The 19,996-nt window shown below is 65.5% G+C and carries 21 protein-coding genes; 5 read left to right on the forward strand and 16 right to left on the reverse strand.

Annotated elements, in window-relative coordinates; all coding sequences use genetic code 11:
• Positions 1 to 111: 111 nt before the first annotated feature.
• Positions 112 to 1,062: a MurR/RpiR family transcriptional regulator gene (locus tag CEJ42_RS05330; protein ID WP_079215781.1), complete on the reverse strand. Its 951-nt coding sequence runs from the start codon at positions 1,060 to 1,062 to the stop codon at positions 112 to 114.
• A gap of 307 nt (positions 1,063 to 1,369) precedes the next feature.
• The gene (locus tag CEJ42_RS05335; RefSeq protein ID WP_079215782.1) at positions 1,370 to 2,290 is read right to left on the reverse strand and encodes a LysR family transcriptional regulator; all 921 of its coding nucleotides are present in this window, start codon (positions 2,288 to 2,290) and stop codon (positions 1,370 to 1,372) included.
• A 165-nt stretch (positions 2,291 to 2,455) separates the two neighbouring features.
• Here CEJ42_RS05335 and CEJ42_RS05340 point away from each other — a divergent pair, with 165 nt between their 5' ends.
• Both CEJ42_RS05340 and CEJ42_RS05345 read left to right on the forward strand, forming a co-directional pair.
• Positions 2,456 to 3,418, forward strand: coding sequence for an agmatinase (locus CEJ42_RS05340; RefSeq protein WP_088750268.1), 963 nt, complete (start codon positions 2,456 to 2,458; stop codon positions 3,416 to 3,418).
• A gap of 31 nt (positions 3,419 to 3,449) precedes the next feature.
• On the forward strand, positions 3,450 to 3,863 hold the full coding sequence (locus tag CEJ42_RS05345) for a RidA family protein (RefSeq protein ID WP_079215784.1): 414 nt from the start codon (positions 3,450 to 3,452) through the stop codon (positions 3,861 to 3,863).
• A 301-nt stretch (positions 3,864 to 4,164) separates the two neighbouring features.
• On the opposite strand, the gene CEJ42_RS24945 is transcribed toward CEJ42_RS05345, so the two are convergent.
• Positions 4,165 to 4,311, reverse strand: coding sequence for a hypothetical protein (locus CEJ42_RS24945; protein ID WP_165774389.1), 147 nt, complete (start codon positions 4,309 to 4,311; stop codon positions 4,165 to 4,167).
• A 199-nt stretch (positions 4,312 to 4,510) separates the two neighbouring features.
• Positions 4,511 to 5,371 carry a LysR family transcriptional regulator gene (locus CEJ42_RS05350; RefSeq protein ID WP_088750269.1) on the reverse strand — a complete coding sequence of 287 codons (861 nt, stop codon included), beginning with the start codon at positions 5,369 to 5,371 and terminating at the stop codon, positions 4,511 to 4,513.
• Positions 5,372 to 5,486: 115 nt separating this feature from the next.
• On the opposite strand from CEJ42_RS05350, the gene bla reads away from it, so the two are divergent.
• Both bla and CEJ42_RS05360 read left to right on the forward strand, forming a co-directional pair.
• Positions 5,487 to 6,386: a class A beta-lactamase gene (gene bla / locus CEJ42_RS05355; RefSeq protein WP_088750270.1), complete on the forward strand. Its 900-nt coding sequence runs from the start codon at positions 5,487 to 5,489 to the stop codon at positions 6,384 to 6,386.
• A 119-nt stretch (positions 6,387 to 6,505) separates the two neighbouring features.
• Positions 6,506 to 7,129, forward strand: coding sequence for a LysE family translocator (locus CEJ42_RS05360; RefSeq protein ID WP_079219160.1), 624 nt, complete (start codon positions 6,506 to 6,508; stop codon positions 7,127 to 7,129).
• 40 nt (positions 7,130 to 7,169) lie between these two features.
• On the opposite strand, the gene CEJ42_RS05365 is transcribed toward CEJ42_RS05360, so the two are convergent.
• A complete protein-coding gene (locus CEJ42_RS05365; RefSeq protein WP_088750312.1) occupies positions 7,170 to 7,916 on the reverse strand; it encodes a 2-keto-4-pentenoate hydratase in 747 nt (248 codons plus the stop codon).
• A 407-nt stretch (positions 7,917 to 8,323) separates the two neighbouring features.
• Here CEJ42_RS05365 and CEJ42_RS05370 point away from each other — a divergent pair, with 407 nt between their 5' ends.
• Positions 8,324 to 8,848 carry a hypothetical protein gene (locus tag CEJ42_RS05370; RefSeq protein WP_129587673.1) on the forward strand — a complete coding sequence of 175 codons (525 nt, stop codon included), beginning with the start codon at positions 8,324 to 8,326 and terminating at the stop codon, positions 8,846 to 8,848.
• 188 nt (positions 8,849 to 9,036) lie between these two features.
• Here the strand turns inward: CEJ42_RS05370 and CEJ42_RS05375 are convergent, their stop codons facing one another.
• From CEJ42_RS05375 to CEJ42_RS05425, 11 genes are all read right to left on the reverse strand, one after another.
• Positions 9,037 to 9,402: a TolC family protein gene (locus tag CEJ42_RS05375; RefSeq protein ID WP_088750272.1), complete on the reverse strand. Its 366-nt coding sequence runs from the start codon at positions 9,400 to 9,402 to the stop codon at positions 9,037 to 9,039.
• A 154-nt stretch (positions 9,403 to 9,556) separates the two neighbouring features.
• Complete coding sequence (locus CEJ42_RS05380; protein ID WP_129587675.1) at positions 9,557 to 10,000, reverse strand: YbaB/EbfC family DNA-binding protein; 444 nt, start codon at positions 9,998 to 10,000, stop codon at positions 9,557 to 9,559.
• A 63-nt stretch (positions 10,001 to 10,063) separates the two neighbouring features.
• Positions 10,064 to 10,717 carry a trypsin-like peptidase domain-containing protein gene (locus CEJ42_RS05385; RefSeq protein WP_165774390.1) on the reverse strand — a complete coding sequence of 218 codons (654 nt, stop codon included), beginning with the start codon at positions 10,715 to 10,717 and terminating at the stop codon, positions 10,064 to 10,066.
• A 193-nt stretch (positions 10,718 to 10,910) separates the two neighbouring features.
• On the reverse strand, positions 10,911 to 11,462 hold the full coding sequence (locus CEJ42_RS05390; protein ID WP_088750275.1) for a YbjN domain-containing protein: 552 nt from the start codon (positions 11,460 to 11,462) through the stop codon (positions 10,911 to 10,913).
• 60 nt (positions 11,463 to 11,522) lie between these two features.
• Complete coding sequence (locus CEJ42_RS05395; protein WP_088750276.1) at positions 11,523 to 12,464, reverse strand: peptidylprolyl isomerase; 942 nt, start codon at positions 12,462 to 12,464, stop codon at positions 11,523 to 11,525.
• Positions 12,465 to 12,552: 88 nt separating this feature from the next.
• Positions 12,553 to 13,275, reverse strand: a complete 723-nt coding sequence (locus CEJ42_RS05400) for a hypothetical protein (RefSeq protein ID WP_207760389.1) — start codon at positions 13,273 to 13,275, stop codon at positions 12,553 to 12,555.
• Positions 13,276 to 13,284: 9 nt separating this feature from the next.
• Positions 13,285 to 14,910: a putative porin gene (locus CEJ42_RS05405; protein WP_243397789.1), complete on the reverse strand. Its 1,626-nt coding sequence runs from the start codon at positions 14,908 to 14,910 to the stop codon at positions 13,285 to 13,287.
• A gap of 227 nt (positions 14,911 to 15,137) precedes the next feature.
• On the reverse strand, positions 15,138 to 15,839 hold the full coding sequence (locus CEJ42_RS05410) for an energy transducer TonB family protein (RefSeq protein ID WP_207760390.1): 702 nt from the start codon (positions 15,837 to 15,839) through the stop codon (positions 15,138 to 15,140).
• A gap of 7 nt (positions 15,840 to 15,846) precedes the next feature.
• The gene (locus CEJ42_RS05415; protein ID WP_088750278.1) at positions 15,847 to 16,266 is read right to left on the reverse strand and encodes an ExbD/TolR family protein; all 420 of its coding nucleotides are present in this window, start codon (positions 16,264 to 16,266) and stop codon (positions 15,847 to 15,849) included.
• A 16-nt stretch (positions 16,267 to 16,282) separates the two neighbouring features.
• Positions 16,283 to 18,052 (reverse strand): DUF2341 domain-containing protein, encoded by a 1,770-nt coding sequence (locus CEJ42_RS05420; RefSeq protein ID WP_088750279.1) that lies wholly within the window; start codon positions 18,050 to 18,052, stop codon positions 16,283 to 16,285.
• Between the two features lie 51 nt (positions 18,053 to 18,103).
• Complete coding sequence (locus CEJ42_RS05425; protein ID WP_243397790.1) at positions 18,104 to 19,696, reverse strand: ShlB/FhaC/HecB family hemolysin secretion/activation protein; 1,593 nt, start codon at positions 19,694 to 19,696, stop codon at positions 18,104 to 18,106.
• Positions 19,697 to 19,996 lie beyond the last annotated feature (300 nt).

Here is a 19,996-nt window from a genome sequence, read left to right on the forward strand (position 1 = left end):
CCAGAACCTGGTCTTGCACCCCCGCTGCCTGTTGCGGCATCGTTGTTGTCAGTCGCATGTCTCGGGCATGCGCCGCTCCGGTAAATCTGTTTGCTGTGCTGCGCGCCGCCCTCAGGCGCCGCGCTTGTTTCTCTTGCCGCGCAGCGCCTGCGCTCCGGCGCGCGGCTCCAGCGCGGGCGCATCGTCGGCCTGCATGCCCCACCACTCGCCGGCGCCCCACAGCTTTTTCTCGGTGTCGGCGATCTGCGACTTGATGCTGATCTTCGAGGTGGCCGCCGTCAGCGCCACCAGGATCTCCGCCACCAGGAAGGCCGGCAGCATAGTGTCGAAGAACGAGGGGCCCTTGTTGGGCACCACGATGCTCTCGGTGGCGATGCGCGCCATGGGCGAACTGGCGCTGTCGGTGATCACCACCAGCTTCACGCCCGCCTGCTCCAGGTGGGTGGCGATCGACATGGCGCGGCGCGAGTGCGGCGTCATGCTGCAGATCAGCGCGGCGTCGCGCGACGACGGCTGGTGCATGATCTTCATGATCCCGCTCTCGCCGGCGCCGTCGACCAGCGTGACGTTGCGCGCGAAGTATTCGGATACGTGGGCGAACTGGAACGCCACCGGGAACGAACCGCGCAAACCCAGGCAAAAGACCTCGCGCGCCGACGACAGCAGCTTGGCCGCGCGCACGATGGTGGCCATGGTCTCGCCGGTGCACAGCGACTGGATCTGGGCGGTGGCGTTGTGCGCAAGGTCCATCGCCAGCGCGGCTTCGCCGATGCGCTGGTTGAGTTCCACCAGGCCCTGGGCGCGCGTGCCGAATTCGTTGCCGCGCGAACGCAGGCTGGCCTTGAAGACGTCGCGGATGGCGTCGTAGCCGTCAAAGCCCAGCGCCTTGGCAAAGCGCGTCATGGTCGACGCCGGCACCTCGGCCAGCCGCGCCTGCTCGCGCATCGACAACACCGCCACCTCGTGCGGGTTGTCCAGCACGAAGGCCGCCACCTGGCGCGCCTGGCGCGGCAGGCTGTCGAAGCGTTCCTTGATCAGGGCGGTCAGCGTTGGCTGGTTCACGATAAGTGCTCACTGGCGGGATGACCTCTCCGGTTGAGCAACATATGTGCCAATCGCGATCACAAACGGTTCAAACGAACCATTCCAGGCAATGCCGCGGGACCGCCGCAAACCCGCATGCGCAGTGCTTGGCATGCGCATGGGGTGAATTGATTTCGGTGCAAACGGTACAAAGATGGCGGCGTGCGTGTTTCATCCGCACGCGGGCGGCGGCGGCACGCGACGGCTCGCGGCCGCCCCGCTGCCCCAGCATGGTTAGGGCGCGGGCCGTCCGCGCCCCATTTTGGCGTGCGGCGAAAGCAAGCAATTACGCGGCGGCAAGCACGCCCGACGAGCGCGCATGGAGTTCCCGCAGGATGGAAAGAAAGAGATCGGAGCGATGCGTGGATGGACGGTCGGGATCGGTCACCGCGCAGATGGTGTGCTGGAAGGTCGGGCTGCCGCGCCGCGCGCGCAGGGCGTAACGCTTGCCGATCAGTTGCGCATAGTGGGTGGGCAACAGGCCGACGTAGTCGCCGCTGGCCACCAGCAACGCGATCGCCTCCAGCCCGCCGGCCTCGGGGCCGCGCATGTAGCCGGCCTTGCCGCCTTCGGCCAGCACCGCGTCCACATACGGGTGCGGTCGATAGACCAGCGGCAGTTCGCGCCCACGACCTTCTCGGCCCTCCTTGCCCTCTTTACGGATGGCGCCGTAGATGCGGTGGCTTTCCGAAAACAGCGGCAGGAAGTCGAACTCGTCGTCGCCCGGATAACGGCCGCGGATGGCGATGTCCACGCGCTGCTCGCGCAGCGCCTGGTTGAGCTCGGGAAAGGTCATCACCTCGATGCGCGGCTGCACGTTGGGCGCGCGCCGCTTCAGCATGGCGATGGCCTGCGGCAGCTTGCAGTCGGGATGGCCCAGCGCATGCTCGACCACGCCCAGCGCCAGCGGGCCGGACAGCACGCCGTGCACGGCGTCGATCTCGGGCCGGATGCGCTCCAGCGAACGCAGCGCGCCGGTGGCCAGCTTGAGCGCCACCTCGCCTTCGGGCGTGAGCCGAAAACCCGCGGGGCCGCGCTCGCACAGGCGCACGCCGAGGCGTTCCTCGACCTCGCGCACGTGGCGGCTGATGGAAGCCTTGGACATGTGCAGCAGCTTCTCGGCGGCCGCAAAACCGCCCGCCTCGGCGACATTGCAGAACACCCGCAGCGAGCGCAGGTCGCGTTCATCGAAGTCCAGCCTGATCATTGAGGGGTTTCCTTTGCCGGCCGTAAAGTCTTGGAAAATGAAACTATACCCCCAAAAGAATCATTTTTTATTCCCTGCACCGCTGGCTACAGTGCATCCAACACGGCGCACCGATCGCTCAGCGACGGCGCCGCCGCCCGGATCTCTCCACAAGGATGCCCAGCCATGGAAAAACTCACCGTCGCGCCCCGTACCGGCCACCCCACCCTGCTCTACTCCGAACTGGTCACCGACTTCACCGACCTGAAGTGCGACATCGCCGTGCTCGGCATGCCCTTCGGCGCCGCCTACACGCCGCGCCAGTACAGCAATGACCAGACCAACGCGCCGCAGGCGCTGCGCGACCTGACCGACCGCATGGTGCGTCATCCCACGCACTACGACTTCGACATCGACGGCCCGCTGCTGCAGGAGCGCGACGACATCCGCTTCATCGACTGCGGCGACGTCATGCCCGACCTGAACGATCCCGAGGCGCACAAGCGCCGCGCCGAAACTGCGGTCCGCCAGATCCTGCGCGGCGGCGGCATGCCCGTCGTGCTGGGCGGCGACCACGGCATCACCAACCCGGTGCTGCGCGGCTTCGACGAAGTCGGCCCGGTGACGCTGGTGCACATCGACGCCCACCTCGACTGGCGCGATGAAGTCAACGGCGTGCGCGACGGCCTCTCCAGCGTGATCCGCCGCGCCTCCGAATTGCCCTTCATCAAGAACATCGTGCAGATCGGCCTGCGCGCCCAGGGCAGCGGCCGTCCCGCCGACTACCGCGCGGCCAAGGAATGGGGCGCCGACCTGATCAGCGCCTACGAGCTGCACGACATCGGCATGGACGCCGTGCTGGCGCGCATCCCCGACGGCGGCAACTACTACCTGACCATCGACGCCGACGGCCTGGACTGCGCCATCATGCCGGCCGTCGACGGCCCGGCGCCCGGCGGCGTGACCTTCCTGCAGGCGCGCAAGCTGATCCACGGCCTGGTCAAGAAGGGCCGCGTGGTGGGCATGGACATCGTGGAAATCCAGCCGGCCAAGGACAACGCCAGCAAGATCAGCTGCGTGACCGCCGGCCGCCTGATCGTGAACCTCATCGGCGCGACGATTCGCGCCGGCTATTTCGACAAGAAGTAAGACCTCCTTCACTCACCCATCGGGACTAGACATGGCACACACACGCATCCGCAAGTTCAATACCAAGGCAACCTATCCGGAGCAGAAGATCGACAACGACCTCTGCCAGGCCGTTGTCGCGCGCGGCACCATGGTGTTCCTGCGCGGCCAGATCGGCCAGGACCTGGACACCTCCGAAAGCGTCTGCATCGGCGACGTGCGCGGCCAGACCGAGCAGGCGATGAAGAACATCGACATGCTGCTCAAGGAAGCCGGCAGCAAGCTGGAGCACATCTGCAAGGTCACCATCTACATCTCCGACCCGCGCTTCCGCGAAGACGTCTACCTGGTGGTGGGCAAGTGGCTCAAGGGCGTGTTCCCGGTCTCCACCGGCATCGTGGTCACGGCCTTCGCCCGCCCCGAATACCTGGTCGAAGTCGACGCCACCGCGGTCATTCCCGACTGAGCCCGCATCGTCCGGCTGAGTCGCCGTAACTTCTCTGGTAAGTAGCAGTACTTTGGGCCGCATCTCCGATGCGGCCTTTTTTTATGCCCGGTGCGGGCGGCTCGGCGCCGTTATCAAGGTGCAGGGAACAATGCGCGATGTGCAGTGCAATGTGCACGCGCATGCCGACGCTCCGGGCATGCCGGATCCACGAGCGCTTGAAGGGAGTTTTCAGGAAGGCGAAACGCGGGTTTCGCGGAAGGGATGAATCTGCTGCATCGCGGCAGCGGCAGGCGCGGGGCCTGCCGCCGGGCGCGGAATATCACTGTCGGCGGTTGTCGGCATCCATCGTGAGGCCGGAATACAGGCTGCAGCATTGCGGCTGGCCGCGATGCGAACCCGTGGTCAGGTCTCCCGAATCGTTCAGGTAATCGAGCAGCTTGCGATAGAGCTTTGCGATGTATTTCATGACACACCCCCGTTTCTTTGCATTGGGTTGGTACAGGTACCGCCTGGCATTCTCCGGAGCCGCGCGATGGCGATGCTCCTTTGAAATTGTTTATAACATTTATTCTATGCCCGGCCCGGGCGGCCGTCTATCAGGAAAATTCCTAAACGCGCCGGGCTGTTGCCCTTGCGCCTCATGCACATCAGGCGCGCCCGACGCGTCAGGCGCCGGCATGCAGCAACAGCCATTGCCGGAAGACCTGCATGGCGGTGGTCTCCTGCCTCGATTTCAGCCGTGTCAGCCAGTAGGCGCCGGCTTCGATATGCGCTTCGAAAGGACAGACCAGGCGTCCCTGCCGCAGTTCCCGCTCGAACATCAGCACCGGCAGCAGCGCCACGCCGGCCTGCTGCGCCGCGGCTTCGGCCATGGTCAGCGAGGAGTCGAAGACGAAGCCGCGAATCGGCGGACAAGGCGCGCCGGCGGCGGCGAACCACTCGTTCCATTCGTCGCTGCGGTAGGAGCGCAGCAGCGTCTCCGAGGCCAGGTCGGCCGGGCGTCGCAGGCGCGCGGCGATCTCCGGCGCGCACATCGGCGACAGCGGCGCGCTGAACAGACGTTCAGCATCCGTGCCGTGCCATGCACCGTCGCCAAAGCGGATCGCGTAATCCAGCCCCTCGCCGGCAAGATCCACGCGATTATTGTTGGTCAACAGGCGCAGGTCGACGAAGGGATAGGTCTGCTGGAATTCGCGCAGGCGCGGCATCAGCCAGCCCACCGCGAAGGTGCCGACCACGCCCAGGGTCAGCACCTCGCGCTTGCGGCCGTTCTCGAACTGCGCCAGCACGGTGCCGATGCGGCCAAAGGACTCCGCCACCACCGGCAGCAGCGCCAGCCCCTCGTCGGTCAGCGCCAGTCCGCGCGGCAGGCGCCGGAACAGTGCCGCGCCCAGCCGCTCTTCCAGGTTCTTGACCTGCATGCTGACCGCGGTCTGGGTCACGTTCAGTTCATCGGCGGCGCGGGTGAAGGAGAGATGCCGGGCCGAGACTTCAAAGGCGCGCAGGGCGTTCAGGGGCAGATACATGAGGAGCTCCTGTCATCAGATTTTCTTGGGTCTTGCGCCAATTATCGTGAATTGCGAGCCGATGCGCCACTGCCTATCATCTGGGCTTTCACACCGAGACCTCAGAGGAGAAACCATGCTTGGCAGACGAAATTTCCTGGCGCTGGCGGGCCTGGCGGCGGGCGCGACGATGACCGGCGCCTGGGCGGCGGGCGGCAAAACCACTAGTAAATCTTTTGGATCCAAGGCTTTTGTCAACAAGATGGCCAGGCTGGAGGCCGACGCCGGCGCGCGCCTGGGCGTGTCCATCGTCAACACCGGCAGCGGCCAGGCCTGGGGCTACCGCGCCGACGAGCGCTTCCCCATGTGCAGCACCTTCAAGTTCCTGGCGGCCGCCGCCGTGCTCAAACGCGTCGACCGCGGCGAGGAGCGGCTGGAGCGCCGCATCGTCTACGGCAAGGAAATCCTCCAGGAATACTCGCCCACGACCGCCAAACACGTCGGCGGCGACGGCATGTCGATCTCGCAGCTGTGCGAGGCGGCCATGACGCTGTCCGACAACACCGCCGCCAACCTGATGCTGGACACCATGGGCGGCCCGGCCGGCCTGACCGCCTTCATCCGCACGCTGGGCGACGGCGAAACCCGGCTGGACCGCAACGAGCCGACCCTGAACGAATCCATCCCGGGCGACCCGCGCGACACCACGACCCCGGCCGCGATGACGGCCGACCTGCGCCGCATCGTGCTGGGCGATGCGCTCAACCCGGCCTCGCGCATGCTGATCACCGACTGGCTGGTGCGCAACAAGACCGGCGACAAGCGCGTGCGCGCCGGCCTGCCGGCGTCCTGGAAGGTCGGCGACAAAACCGGCACCGGCGACCAGGGCAGCACCAACACGGTCGGCGTGATCTGGCCGCCCACGGGCGCGCCGCTGCTGTTCGCGGTCTACCTCACCGAAACCCGGGCCTCCGACACCGTGCGCAACGGCGTGCACGCGGCAGTGGGCAAGCTGATCGCCCAGGAGATCGCCTGACGCTCCGTGACATAATGCGCGGCAAAGCTGCGGCCTTCCTGCCGCACTTCCCGTACATTCGCACCGGAGTCGCTGCATCCATCCGTGCAGCATGAGGAGACGTCATGAGCATCCACAGCATCAGCCTGGCCACGCTGGCCCTGTTTTCGATGGTGGCGCTGGCGACCATCGCCACGCCCGGCCCGACCGTGCTGCTGGCGTTTTCCAACGGCGCGCGCCTGGGCGTGAAGCGCGCCCTGCCCGGCATGTTCGGCGCGGTGGCGTCGGACTGCGTGCTGGTGGCCTCGGTCGCGGTCGGCCTGGGCGCGCTGCTGGCAGCGTCCGAATTCTGGTTCTCGGTGGTGAAATGGGCCGGCGCCGCTTACCTGGCCTGGATCGGCCTGCGCATGCTGCGCTCGGGCGGGATGGATTTGTCGGTCGATGCCGGCGAACCCAGAAGCGGATCGCGGCGCGTGTTCATGAAGTCCTTCCTGGTGGCGGTGACCAACCCGAAGGGGTATCTGTTCTGCTCGGCGCTGCTGCCGCAGTTCATCGACAGCGCGATGCCGCAGGCGCCGCAGTACCTCGCGCTGGGCGCGGTTTTCTGCGCCATCGATTTCGCCATCATGTTCGCCTATGCGCTCATCGGCGCGCGCGCCGTGAGCCTGCTGCGCCGGCGTGCCCTGCTGTGGATGGACCGCACCTGCGGCGCCATCCTGCTGGCGCTGGCCGGCTCGCTGGCGCTGTATCGCCGCGGCAACTGAGCGCCGCGGTCTTCGCGTCACAGGCTTAGCTTCGCCGGCCTCAGCCCGCGAAATTCAGCGACACCGCCCCCACGCCTTCCAGCGTCGCCTCCACCAGCGTACCGGCGCGCGCGTTGTGCAGCCCGGTACACGAACCGGTAGTGACGATCTGCCCCTTCTTCAACGGCATGCCGCGCACGGCGCAATGCCGCGCCAGCCAGGCCAGCGTGCTCCACAGGTCGGCCGGATTGCCGCCGGTGGTGCGCGCCGCCTGCACGCCGTCGATGGTCAGCGTGGCGACGACCGCGCCCAGCTCGGGCGTCGTGGCCGGCATGGCGACGGCGGGCCCGACCACCAATGCGCCGTGGCTTTGCAGGTCGGCCATGGAGGCCCAGGGGTTTTCGCAGGGCAGCTTGCCCAGGCGGGTTTCCACCACTTCGATGGCCGGCATCATGGCGTCGAATACCTGGATCAATTCTTCCCGCGCGGGCAAGGCCTTGCCCGGGTCGAAGTCGCGCCCCACCCGCAGCGCCAGTTCCACCTCCAGCCCGCGCAGGCGCCATTGCCGCCCGGCCAGCTTCACGCCGGACTGGAACACGCAGGATGCCGGCAGCGGCGAACAGGCCGGCTCGGAACCGTCGCCCCGGCTGCCCACCTTCCAGCCGCCCACCGGCCCCAGCCGGAGGAGCTGCGCGTCCTGCACCGCATAGGCGGTGGCCGCGTCGCCCACCGCCAGGCGGCGCCAGTCGAGCACGACGCCGCTGTTGCGGGCGTCCAGCAGAAGTTGGGTGGCAGCGTGGATGTTCATGTTGGTCTTCTCCGGCGACATCGATAGGCAGCGCGCATTGTACGCGTACGGCAGGCGCAAGGCAGCGTATCAAACTGACAACGCGAACGTGCTCCGCCTCCAGGACTGCCTGCCTTGCCGTCCTCAACGCCTCAGCAGTCGCTTCTCCTCGTCGGTCAACCGGGCTTGTTGCAGATCCGAGATGGATTCCTGCCCCAGCACCTGGACCGGGCTGTTGTTATGGGCGCCGCTGCCCCATTGACGGGCTTGGCCGAAGCGCCGTCGTTGCCAAATCCCAGCACCCGCAGCCTGCATCTATCTGCACCGCGAGTGGAATTTTGTTGCGGTCTTTGACGCCCGCAAACGTCTAAGTCATAAGAGCAGTGAGAATCGCTGCCGCGCATTTCCGCAAACGCAGAAGCAATCCCATGAAGACATTGACCCCATCTCGCCCTCCAGCCGCCAGGCCCGATTCGGGTCGCCCGCTGCTGACGTGGCGCAAGTCGTGGTGGACGTGGTCGCCCTTTGTCTGGTGCGCGGCCAATCTCAGCGCGCCGACCTTGTGGTGCCTGGGCCTGATGCTCTATGCCGATGCGCGCTGCGACCGGCCGTTCTTCTGGTGGTCTCTGCCGCTGGCGGTAGGCCTGGCCAACGCCGGCGCCGTAGCGCATCTCAAGGCGCGCCATGCGGCCGGCGACTGCTTTACCCGCCGTGCCGCCGGCCGCGCGTATCTCGGCATGGCGGTGCCGGTCAATATGCTGCTGGCCCTGCTGCTGGCCTGGCGCTCCGGGATACTGAGCGATATCGCGCCGCCGATTGCCGCAACGCCGGCATCGGCAACCGCCCTCGTACTTGTCGTGGCGCTGCTGTTTGCATTGGCTTCCCATGCGCTGACTTCACTGGTACTGCCCTGGTTGACGCTGGCAAGCGCCGCAAACCTCCGTTCCCGGTGAGACGGGTCCGTGTCAGCTTGACTGCGGGCTGACGCGCCTGGAGCGCATGCCCGCCTCCTCCCTCGTGCATCGTCGCCCGGTCCATGGTTTCCTCATTCAATGCGGTCGGCTGCGTTACTCCATCAATGCGCGACGTTAACGTCGGCAATGTGACCCGTGCCTGCGGTATGTCGACGCGACAAGGCATGTCACGGCGAGCCTTCATCGTCCGCAAGAGACGGTTCGGCAACGCTCGCGATCAGCTCCAGGATCTCCGGCAGCGCCAACTGGCCGGTGCTGGCCTGCAACCTGGAACGCGCCGCGCGCCATTGCGCCACCGCACGGGCGCGACGATGCTGGGCCGAGATCACGCCGGATTGGGATTGCAGCAGTTCTCCGAAGCGGGCGTCTCCTGCCTTCATCCGCGTGTGGGTATGCGCCAGCGCTTCCCGGGCGGCGGCCAGCGCCTGCGCGGAGGCCGTCAGTTCCTTCAGTGTTGCGGAAGTATCCTCATGCGCCTTGAGCACATTGGCGAGCGCTTGTCGGCTCATCTTCTCGTTCTCCGTCGTCGTCATCTGTGCCGCCGGCGCCCGTCGGCGGCGCCAGCTCATCGAACGCATCGCTTCCGGCCACGCTCCAGCCTGCAGGCCCTGTTGCGCGACCCTGGTCCGGCACCGTCATGGTTATTGGCGAACTCCCATGCGGCATCGTCACGCGCAATTGCTGTGCTTACCTGGCAGCCGTCGAGTCCGGAAAGTCCAGCGACAGCTGCAGCATGATCGGCTGGCGCATGTCGGGTGGCGGCGGCTCCGGCAGCGGCCGCGACATCAGCAGCTTGCGGACTTTGGCGTCGGCGCCGGCGTCGCCCACCGTGGGAACATCCAGCCGTTCGACCAGGCCGCGCGGGCCGACCCATACGCGCGCCACCATGGGTTGCAGCGGTGGTTGGCCATCCTTGAGAACGCGATCCTGCAGCCAGGTATGCAGCTGCACCACGTTCTCGTCCTGCGGGTCGCTGAGCCATTCGGCGAATTGGTTGCCGACCATCTCGGCATAGCTGATCCAGTGCTGCGGCACCGGCGCGGCCGGCGGGGCAGCCTCGGAGGGCAATCCCGTAGCAAGGCCGACACCGGCCAGCAGACCCAGCACCCATTTCACCACGCGATTCTTCACGAATTTATTCTCCATACCACAATACAGATTGTGTGCAGTCTGCAGCGCCGGCGGACAGACTCTTCAGCCGCAGACGATGCCCACGGCAAGGGTCGAGGCGCGCGAAGCCGGTGACTGCAAGCTGCTGAGTTGCGCCTGCCGGCTCTGCGCGAACGGGATTCCGGCCTGCGACAAGAACCGGGCGATCTCGCTGCCGGGCACGGCGCGAACCAGCGTGGCCATGCCGGCGCGGCTTTGCGCATGCGACACGCTCAGTTCACCGCCGACGCCGCCGCTGCCCGCGGCAACGCGTTCCACGACGATGCCCAGCAACAGGCCACCGCCATCAAGCACGGCGCTGCCGCTGGTGCCCGGTTTGGCGCCCGACACCATCTGCAGCGAGCCAGGCTGGCCGGGAACCGTAAGTGCGTTGCCCAAGAGGCGCGCCCGGTCGGGCAGATGCTGCAATTCGGCGTAGGCCTCGCTGAACACGGCAATGCTGTGTTCGGCCGGCGCCGGCAATTCGCTGAACGTAGCGGCCAGCAAAGGCTTGAGCGTCGTGCGCAGCACGGCGACGTCATCCTCGTTGCTGACGGCTGCGATCTCGGCTGTGGCCACTTTGCCGTGCTTCACAACGAAAATCTGCTTGCATTCGCTGACCGCATGGCGGGCGGTCAACACATCGCCGTGCATGTTGATGAACACGCCGCTGGCTTGCACCACCGGCGCCATGACCATCGGCGACGCCGCTACCGCGGCTGGCGCCAGCGGCCACATTGTCGCCAGCAAATGCGACGTCGCTATCGCCGCGCGTAAACAGCTCCCCAGCCGGTTCCGCATGCTTCGCCCCCCTCCGTTGCGCCCGCGCCCCACGGCGCGCGGCCCCACCGGAACTATAACGCGCCGGCGAGGCGACGGGCCGACCCAGGGTTCAGGCCACGGGCGCTTCCTGCGCGAGGCCTTGCTGCTGTTGCCGCTCCTGTTCGCCAGCCGGGACGGAGCCCTGGTCGACGGCATTCTTGGCAGCGTCGAAATTACGCAAGTACAAGAACAGCTGGCCCATCATCTGCGTCCACAATTGCATGGTCATGGCCAGATGGTTCGGGGTGACGCCGCCGGCCACGATCACGTCCATTTCCAGCGAAATCATATCGCCATGCTGCACCAGGCGAGCGAAGCGCTTGGCACGGTGCCATTCGGCGATCAGGCCCTCGGGCAAGGCGCCTTCCTGCACGCGCAGCGGGCAGCTGAGCGTGAAGTCGATGTACTTGCCGGCTTCGCTGGAGGCGTTGCCCCACAGCACCTGGAAGCCCACGCCGTGGCTGGCGCTGTGCACCATCGGCAAACCGTTCTGTTCCAGCATGGTGACGGCACAGCCCACCGCCTTGATGGCATCGGCGATCTGATCCGGCGTGACGGTGAAGATCAATTCAGGGGCGGCAACGGCGTTGCTGTCGGCGGCTTTTTCGGTAGTCTTGCTCATGTCGTTTCCTTGTAAATGATGATTCGGTATCTCAACTGAGATGCAGTCGGATCATGCGGTTCAGTTGGCTTTTTGCAGGGCCGCGTCCAGTGCTGCGGTGTCGATGTTGACGCGTTCGGCCGGCGCCAGCTTGGAGAGATAGTCTTGCAGCAGCTGTTGCTGGCGCTGTTGGCGCAGCGCCAGCTTCAGGCGCGGGGTCATCTCTTCGAGGGTGGCGGTGCGCGCCGGTTGCTGATCGAGCAGCTTGATGACATGGAAACCGGCAGCCGCTTGCACCGGTTCGCTGACCTGGCCGACCTTCAGTTTGCTGACGGTGTCGCGCACTTCCGGCAGCATGCCTGCCAGCGGCAAGGTACCGACTTCGCCGCCTTGTTCGGCACTGGCCTTGTCCTGCGATTCAGCCTTGGCAATGGCGGCAAAGTCGCCGGCGCGCGCCTGCAGCGCCAGCTTTTTCGCTTTTTCGGCGACCTTCTTAGCGTCAGCCGCGTCATTCGGTTTCACCGGCAGGTAAATCTGCGCCATGCGATAGGTGGCTGGCAGATTGAAGCCGGCCTTGGCTTGCTCGTAGGCGGCTGCCACGTCAGCAGCGGCCGGATAGTCTGCCGGCACCTGCGTCACCGACTCCAGGTAGGCGGTGGTGACGATGCGGGCGGTGACATCCTTGACGGCAGCTTCCACTCGCGCCTTGATTTCAGGACGATCTGCCCAACCCTTGCTGCGCGCTTCCTGCAGGACTGCTTCGCTGGTCACGCGTTGGCGCAGCCAGTTTTCCACGCCCTGGCGGTTGCTCTTGGTGGCGGCACGATCGGCCGGCGGCATCAGGTCCAGCATCTTCTGCACATCGGAATCCGGAACGCTGACAGAACCCAGACTCGCCACCACCTTGTCAGCCGCCAGCGCCGGGGCTGCGAAGGCGCCCATCAGCGTTGCCAGCAGCAGGCCGCCGGCAACGCCGCGCGTACGAATGGAGGAAATTTTTGCGGAAGAATATGCTCGTTTCATGGTGTGATCCCGTCAACAGAAAAAAGAAAAATCCGCGCATCCGTAGATGCGCGGCGGTAACGCTTGAATCCGGCCCGGCATGCTGCCCCTATTGTTTTTGCACAGCAGGCTGGGATTGCTGGGCGCCGGAGGCAGCCGCAGGAGGAGCCGGCTGTGCCACTGCGCGCAGGTCGAACTTGCCCTCATACAGTTTGTCGCCGTACTCCTGGGCGATCTGCTCATACTTGACGCGACTCTGCGCGGCGAACGGCTGGCGCGCGGACATGATGGTGCCCATGTCCATGTTTTCGTAGGCCTGCAGGATTTCCTGGCCCACGGAGTACAGCTTGACGTTTTTCTCCGTGCACATTGCGACCGCCTGCTGGTGCTGCTTCTCCTCGCCGGCCAGTCGCTGACGCTCGTTCTCGGATGCACGGGCGATCTTCAACAGGCCGTCATAGGCGCTGCGATACTGCCCCGCTTGCTCATTGGCCTTGGCCAGCGCCTGCTGCTGCGCGACCACTCCCTGCTGACGCGTGCTGCGCTCGGAAGCTAGTTGTGATTTGAGCGCGGCCAACTCCTTGCGCAGTTCGTCGGCTTCCGCGGCCGGCGCCTCCGCCTTTGCGCCAGCCGGCCGAACGCCCTGCCCGCTGGCCTTCAATGCGGCCAGTTCGTTTTGCGCCTCTTGCAGTTGCGTGGTGGTGGCGCGCAGCTGCGCGCGCAGCCGCTCCTCCATGCTTTGCCCCTGCTGTGCGTGTGCCTGGCCGGCCGCAATCAACAGCAGAGCGGCCAGCAGGCATACGCCTTTGTTGATGATCGGATCACGTTTCATCATGCATCCTCAGAAACGGGTGTTGAGTTCAAGCTGCAGCGTGTCGATCGACACCGGCGGACCATACACGGAACGGGTCGCGAACCAGCGGCCGCCCACATAAGTGTTCTTGTCGACCATGTAGTTGGCGCCCAGGTAGTAGCCGCGCGCGTTGGTCCCGCCCTGATGGAAGGTCGAGTCGTTGTAGCCGTCCGGCAAGGCGTCCGGTTCGATGCGCTTGTAGCCGGCCAGCACGTTCCAGTCGCCGCGCACGCTCATGTCCGGACGACCGAAGGTAGCCTGCAGCATGTAGGCGTTGGCGCCGCTCTGGAATTCGGTGACGGTGGTGCCGCCGCTGCCGTTGAAGTTGTTGACGATATTGCCGTTGGCGCGACGGAACATTTCCGCCTGGTCGTAGGCCAGGTTGCGGATGTAGTTGCCGTCCAGGCGCAGACCATAACCGCCTGCAACGCGGGTGTCCCAACGCGCGTTGATATCAAGCAGCTGGAACTTGGAAGCCAGGCCGACGTACTGCGGCATCGGGGTGCTGGCCGGTCCCGATGGGTCAAGCGCGATGTTGCGCAAGAGCATCAGGGTATTGCCCTTCTGCATGAAGGCCGGACGGCTCCAGTCGGTATCGCAGCCATCCGCGCCGGCGTAGAGTTGGCAGGAGCTGGAGACACGGCCTTCGATGTTCTTGAAGTCGTAGTAGGCCAGCGCGCCGCGCAGCTTGTTCTCCGGATTGAGCTTCCAGTCGGCGCCGACCTGTGCGCCCAACAGCCACTTGGTCTGGCTGGACATTTTGCTCTGGCTGCGGCTGGGGTTGTTGTCCGAGGAATACTCCAGCGGAATAATGCCCAGCGTGCCGAACAGCGAGATATCGGTATTGGCCAGCGGCTTGGAGAATTTCGCTGCCACGCCGTCCAGATTCAGATCGCTGGAGAACAGCATGTCGGTGCTGTAGAACGGATTGCCCATGCGCCCGCCGGTGACGCTCACCATGTCATTGAAGCGATAGGTGATCCAGGCCTGGTCGAGCCAGATGTTTTTCTTGCTCATGCCGCCGCCCAGGGTCTGGGTCGTGGAAACCGGGCTGTCGTCGCTGCCGGTGGCCAGGCGGACGCCGGCCTGCACGGACTCGGACACATCGGCGATCACCCCCAGGCGGGCGCGCACGCGCATCTGGTTGGCGCGATCCTGCTGGGCGTTGAGCAGCGGCGGCAACTGTATGGGATTGCTGTTCTTGTTGATGTCATATGCGCTGCCGGCGTTCAGGCTGCGCCAGTCGATCAGGGAATCCGTATTGCGGCCGGAATAGAAGCGCGACTCTCCGCGCACGCGCATATCGCCTTCGATGCGGATACGTTTGGTCCACTCCGGCGTTTCGTTGGGCGCAGCCCAGCCTTCGGACTTGGCCTGGGCCATGATCTCTCCCTTCACCTCATCGCGAATCTGGTCGCGAACGCTGGCCGAAATATACGGCACGCGCACGTCGCCAGGTTCGAGCTTGGGGCCGGCGGCCGGTGCGGCGGCCGCCACCTGGCGCGCCTGCTGCGCTGCCGCCATGGCTTCGGTCTGGGCCTGCGCCAGCAGCGCCTCGCCCACGTCCTTCTTCAGGGCGCCGGTTTCGATCAGGCCGCGAATCAGCTTGACCATCGCAGAATCGCCAGTCGCCGCGCTCTGCGCATGCACGGCCCCGGTTGCGCACAGCATCGCAGCGGCCAGCGCCAGCATCGGAAGGCGCGCAGCGCCGCACGGGCGGCCTGGCGCCGCGTTGAGATCATTGCCGCGCACGGCAAGATGATGGGTGGGGAATTTCATCGCTTCTTTCAAATAGTGAAGTGAGTTGAATCGTGGTGTGCCTACAATGGCCTGCTGGGGCATCATGGCCGGCGTCCCTTGATGGAAATGCGGGCGGGCGAATGCCAGGATGGCGGCGGCGCTTCGTCTGAACGGTAATCGCGCGCCATGGCCAGTACCGCTTCATCGGTCTGGGTGTTGCCTGTGCCCTGCACCAGCTGCACGCGCGTCACCTTGCCGCTGTTGTCGAGCCAGATGTCCAGGCGAATATCCTCAAACACCAGGCGACGGGTACGCTCGTCGCGGGCGAAGGCCTGCTGCAAGGCATTCGAGAAGTAACGCGCGTAAGAACCCGAACCCAGGCCGCCACCGCCACCGGTCATGCCGCCGCCGCGTCCGGCGCCGATACCGAAGGCATCCGTGCCGGCCTGCGCCGCGCTGTCCATGGTGACCGGGTCGCCCATGTCCTTGTTCGGGCTGGGCGTGCTGTCGTCCTTGGGCGCTTCGGCCGGAGTGGGCTCCGGCTCATGCACTTCCGGCTTGACCTTGTCGGGCGTCGGCTCCGGCAACTTTTCCGGTTCCGGCGGCGGTGGTGGCGGTGGCGGCGGGACCATCAGCATCGGCGGCCCGGCGACTTCGCGCCTGGTCGCCGCCGTGCCGCTCAGCAGGTGCCATACCGTGGCCACCAGCACCGCCAGTACGGCCAGACCGATCACCGGCGCGATCCAGCGACGTCCGCGGATGTCCGCGCGCGGCCTGCCCTGCACTGGGGGGAGATCGCTCATTTTCAAACTAGCCCCCTGCGTTCGGCTTGCCGGTGACCAGGCCGATCTGGTTGAGCTCGATCTTGCGCAACAGATCAAGCACTTCGATCACCTTGGCGTACTGCACCGACGCATCGCCGCGCACGATCACCGGGAAATCCGGTGTCAGCGCCTTCTCGGTGCGCAGGCGCTCTTCGAGTTCGCTCAGGCTCACCGGGTAGGCGTCAAGAAACACCTGGCCGCCGTTATCGATGGTGATCGCCTTGGTCTTGGGCTTTTCCAGCGCCACTGCGGCGCTGGCCTTGGGCAGGTCGACCTTCAGGCCTGGAATGCTGGCGTTGCTGGTGAGGATGAAGATCACCAGCACCACCAGCAACACGTCCACGAAGGGCGTGATATTGATGCCGCTGCTGCGCTTCTTGACGCCGAAGCGTGAGTGGTTCGCCATGATTGCTCTCCCCCGATCAGGCGCGTTGCAGCGCGGCGTGCACCTGGCGGCCTTCGCCTTGCTCTTCGGCCAGGCGCGTGGCGAACTCGTCGACAAACACGGCCATGTCGGCGGCGATGGCGTCGGAACGGGAGGCCAGCCAGTTATAACCAAACAGCGCAGGAATCGCGACGCCCAGGCCAGCTGCCGTACACAGCAGCGCAGCCGCCATGCCCGGCGCCACCGAGTTGATGTCCACCGCGCCGGCCATGGCCGCCACCACGAACACCAGCATGATGCCGATCACGGTGCCGAACAGGCCGACGTAAGGCGCCCCTTCGATGGTGGTCGACAGCCACACCATGCGTTTGGCCATGCTTTCGTTCTCGCGCACCATCACGCCGTCCATGGCGGCGCGGATGGCACCGATGGTGGAGTCGGAGACGGCGTTGAGATCGTAGCCACGCTCGTGGCGGCGGCGCATTTCATCCACCGCTACCGAATACAGACGCCACAGCGAGGACTGCGCCCGCACCTCTTCCGGCACGCGGTTGTTGCGAGCCAGCACGTCCAGCGAGGCGCCGGCGGTTTCGCGGAAATAATCCATGAAGGCTTCGTTGGCGCGGGAAGTCATGCCAAAGCTGCGTCCCTTGCCGATCATGATTGCCCACGAGCCGGCCATCATCAGGCCCAGCAGGCACACCACCACCCATGCATCCACCGGCATGGCGGCAAGAATGAAACCGAAGTGGCTCTTGCCGGCCTGCTTTTCATCGGCGCCGTAGCTCACCAGGCGGGACTGGCCGCCTTGCGACACGGCGTCGGCCAGGATCGACGCATCGCTGCGCGCTACCTTGGACAGGCGAACTTCATCCATCGCGCCGGCGAATGGCGCCAGCTTGCCACCGCTGACATCGGCGCCGATGCCGGCTGCCACGTTGAACGCCGGCAAAGCCGCCGCCAGCGAGACCGACGGCCGGCCATTGACGTACAACGCCAGGTTCTGGGCATCGGCCTTCACCGTGATATGCGACCACTGGCCGACTTGGATCGGCTGCCCCGGATTGCTGCGAGCGCCATTGACCTCGACGAAGGGCACGCCGTTGTCGATGCCGATGACCAATGCGCTGGCGCCATTGCGACGGGCATAAACGACCTGGTTGGCGCCGAGTTGGTCCGGACGCACCCACGCCGAGAACGTGAAGCTGCCACCGGCGGCCAGCGCCAGCGACGGCGAGGCCGGCAACATCAGCGCTTCGCCCGAGAAGCGCGCGCCCTTGCCGATCACGGTGCCGTCCACGCTGACCACGGCGCTTTGGCCGTTGTTGCCGAACGCCGTGCTGTCGCGCGGCGCGACGTTGGCCTCATTGAAGTGATAGACCAGCGTGTAGTCCGGATCGAAAGTGCGCTGGCCATTGGAGGCCGGAGGCGCCTTGGGATTGCCGTAGTACATCCATACCTGCTGCGGGGCGCCGGCCGGCAAGGCCGGCATGTCGACCCAGATCAGGGCGATGCCCAGCAAGGGATCGAACTGTTCGATCTGGTAGTTCAATACCGTCTTGTCATCGCTGGCGATGAAGCGCAGGTCGTTGCCGCTTTCGTTGACGCCTTCAAAGCTGAAGTTGCCGGTATGCAGGCGCAGCAGCACCGTCACGCGGCCGGCGTCGGCGCCGAGCGCCGCGCCTTGCGGTCCGGCATCGAGCGTGAGCGGCTTGCGATATGCCCAATCGGGCTGCCACCAGGCGTGGGCAAGGTTGGGAAGGATTGCGCCGGCCAGGGCCAGCAGCACAAACAGGATGCGTCTCATAGCAAGGTTCTCCACAAGCTAGTTCTGAATTGATTGAATTGGAAAGAAGGCTCAGTAGTTGGCGTTCACGCTGAAGTTCAGGCGCCAGTCATGCGCCTCGGTGCGTGCCACTTTCTTGAGCGGATAAGCCAGGTCGAGCTTGCCGCTGACGCGTTGCATCAACGTGAAATTGGTGCCGATGCCCACCGAGGCCAGGTTGAAGCTGTCGTTCTGTTCCGGCAGCGGATCGCGCAGGCGCAGGTAGCCGCCATCCGTGAAGGCATAGACGCGCCAGTTTTCGACCCATGGATTGAGCAGGGCCAGGGGACGCGAGCGCAATTCCAGCGAACCGACCAGACCGTAGTCGCCGGTGGCCTCCGCCGACAGATAACCGCGCACCGAGCTGGCGCCGCCGGCGGCCATCTGCTCGGTGGAAATCAGCGCCGAGTCCGTCATCTGCGCGGACAGGCGCACGCCGAGTTGCTCATTGCCGGGCAAGGTGTAGGAGCCGTTGAGGTCCCCCTTGAACAGCGTGAAGCTGGGCGAAGACTTGTAACGCTTGTAGTCGAACTGGGTGTCGTTGCTGCCATAGCCGAAGAACCTGCTGGTGCCCGACACCATCGACAGGTTTAGGCCGTACTGGCTCTTCTCTCCCTGGCGAAAGCCGCTATAGGCCAGCGTGATCGGCGCGTAGCGCAGCGGCACGTCATCGCCGGTGGCGCCCAGGCGCAGGCCTTCCTTGTTGTCCTTGAAGTCGATCCCGCCCGAAAACGAGTGGTACCACTCGCCCGTGGTCGGCACCGTATATACCGCCTTGACGCCGACCGAATGCCCCTTGCCCAGCACGCTGGTGCCGCCGACGGTAGAGACGTTGCTGTTGGAAACGTAGCCGGAGGCTTCGATGCTCCAGTTGGTGCCGCGCAGCGGCGCCGAGTAGGAGGCCGACCACACACGGGTTTCGTTGAAATCCTGCGGCGTCCCGAAGAAGCTCAGCGACAGGCTATGCCCCAGTTGCCACAGGTTGTCGTAGCCGATACTGGCGGAGGCGCGCAGATGATGGGTATCTGCACTGTAGTCGTTGTTGAGCCCAACGCTGCCGCGCCACGGGCTGCTGTCGTCCACCTTCAGGTCGACGTCCATGGTGCCGGGCACCGCGCCCTGCTTGACCAGCGGCATCACCTGGCGCTTCCCGCCGCGATTAAGTGCCGTCAGCTCGGCCTGGGCCTGGGTGAAATCGGGCACATCGCCTTCCTTGAGCGCGGGCACCTGATTGCGGATTTCGGCTGGCGAATTGTACTGAGCGCCGACCACGCGCACGCGGCCGACCTTGGTCTCGCTCACTTGCAGAAAAACGATGCCTTCGTTGACCTGCTGCTCGGGCAGGTCGACATAGACCGACTGATAGCCTTTGGCGTTATATGCCGCCAGCAGCGCATCGCGGGCATTCTCGATGTCCTTGAGCGTGCGCTTGGGACCGAGAAACGGCGTCACGGCCTTCTCAATAGTGCGCGCATCGAGCACCGTATTGCCGCGCACGATGTATTCGCTGATATCGACCTGGCGCGTATCAGCCTGCGCCGCAGCCGGCACGGACTCCGGAGCTTGCTGCGCCAGCACGCCGCCGTGCCAGCCGATGCCGGCCGCGCCCAGCAGGGCCAGGCACATCCGGCTCAGTCGTCCGGTGTCCCCTTTGCTACTTCTGTTTCTTACACTGCGTGCGGTTTCTTTTGCGATTTCGTTGGCATTGCGCATATCTGAAAATCCCACCCCTTTTTTGGCATTCTGTGCGGTGCGCCGGCGTGGCCCGGTCGCATCGCTGATCGCCGTCTCAAATCCGGCATTTAGAAGCAAGACGATTGGCGGCCGCACGATCCGCCAAATGTCATCAAACTTTCATAATTCTTTTATCGGGAGACCGAGGCCCTGCCCTCCCCTGGTTTCCCGTTCTCTCGCAAGAGCCTGCCG

It is taken from the genome of Herbaspirillum robiniae, from assembly GCF_002213415.1.
Classification (GTDB): domain Bacteria; phylum Pseudomonadota; class Gammaproteobacteria; order Burkholderiales; family Burkholderiaceae_D; genus Herbaspirillum; species Herbaspirillum robiniae.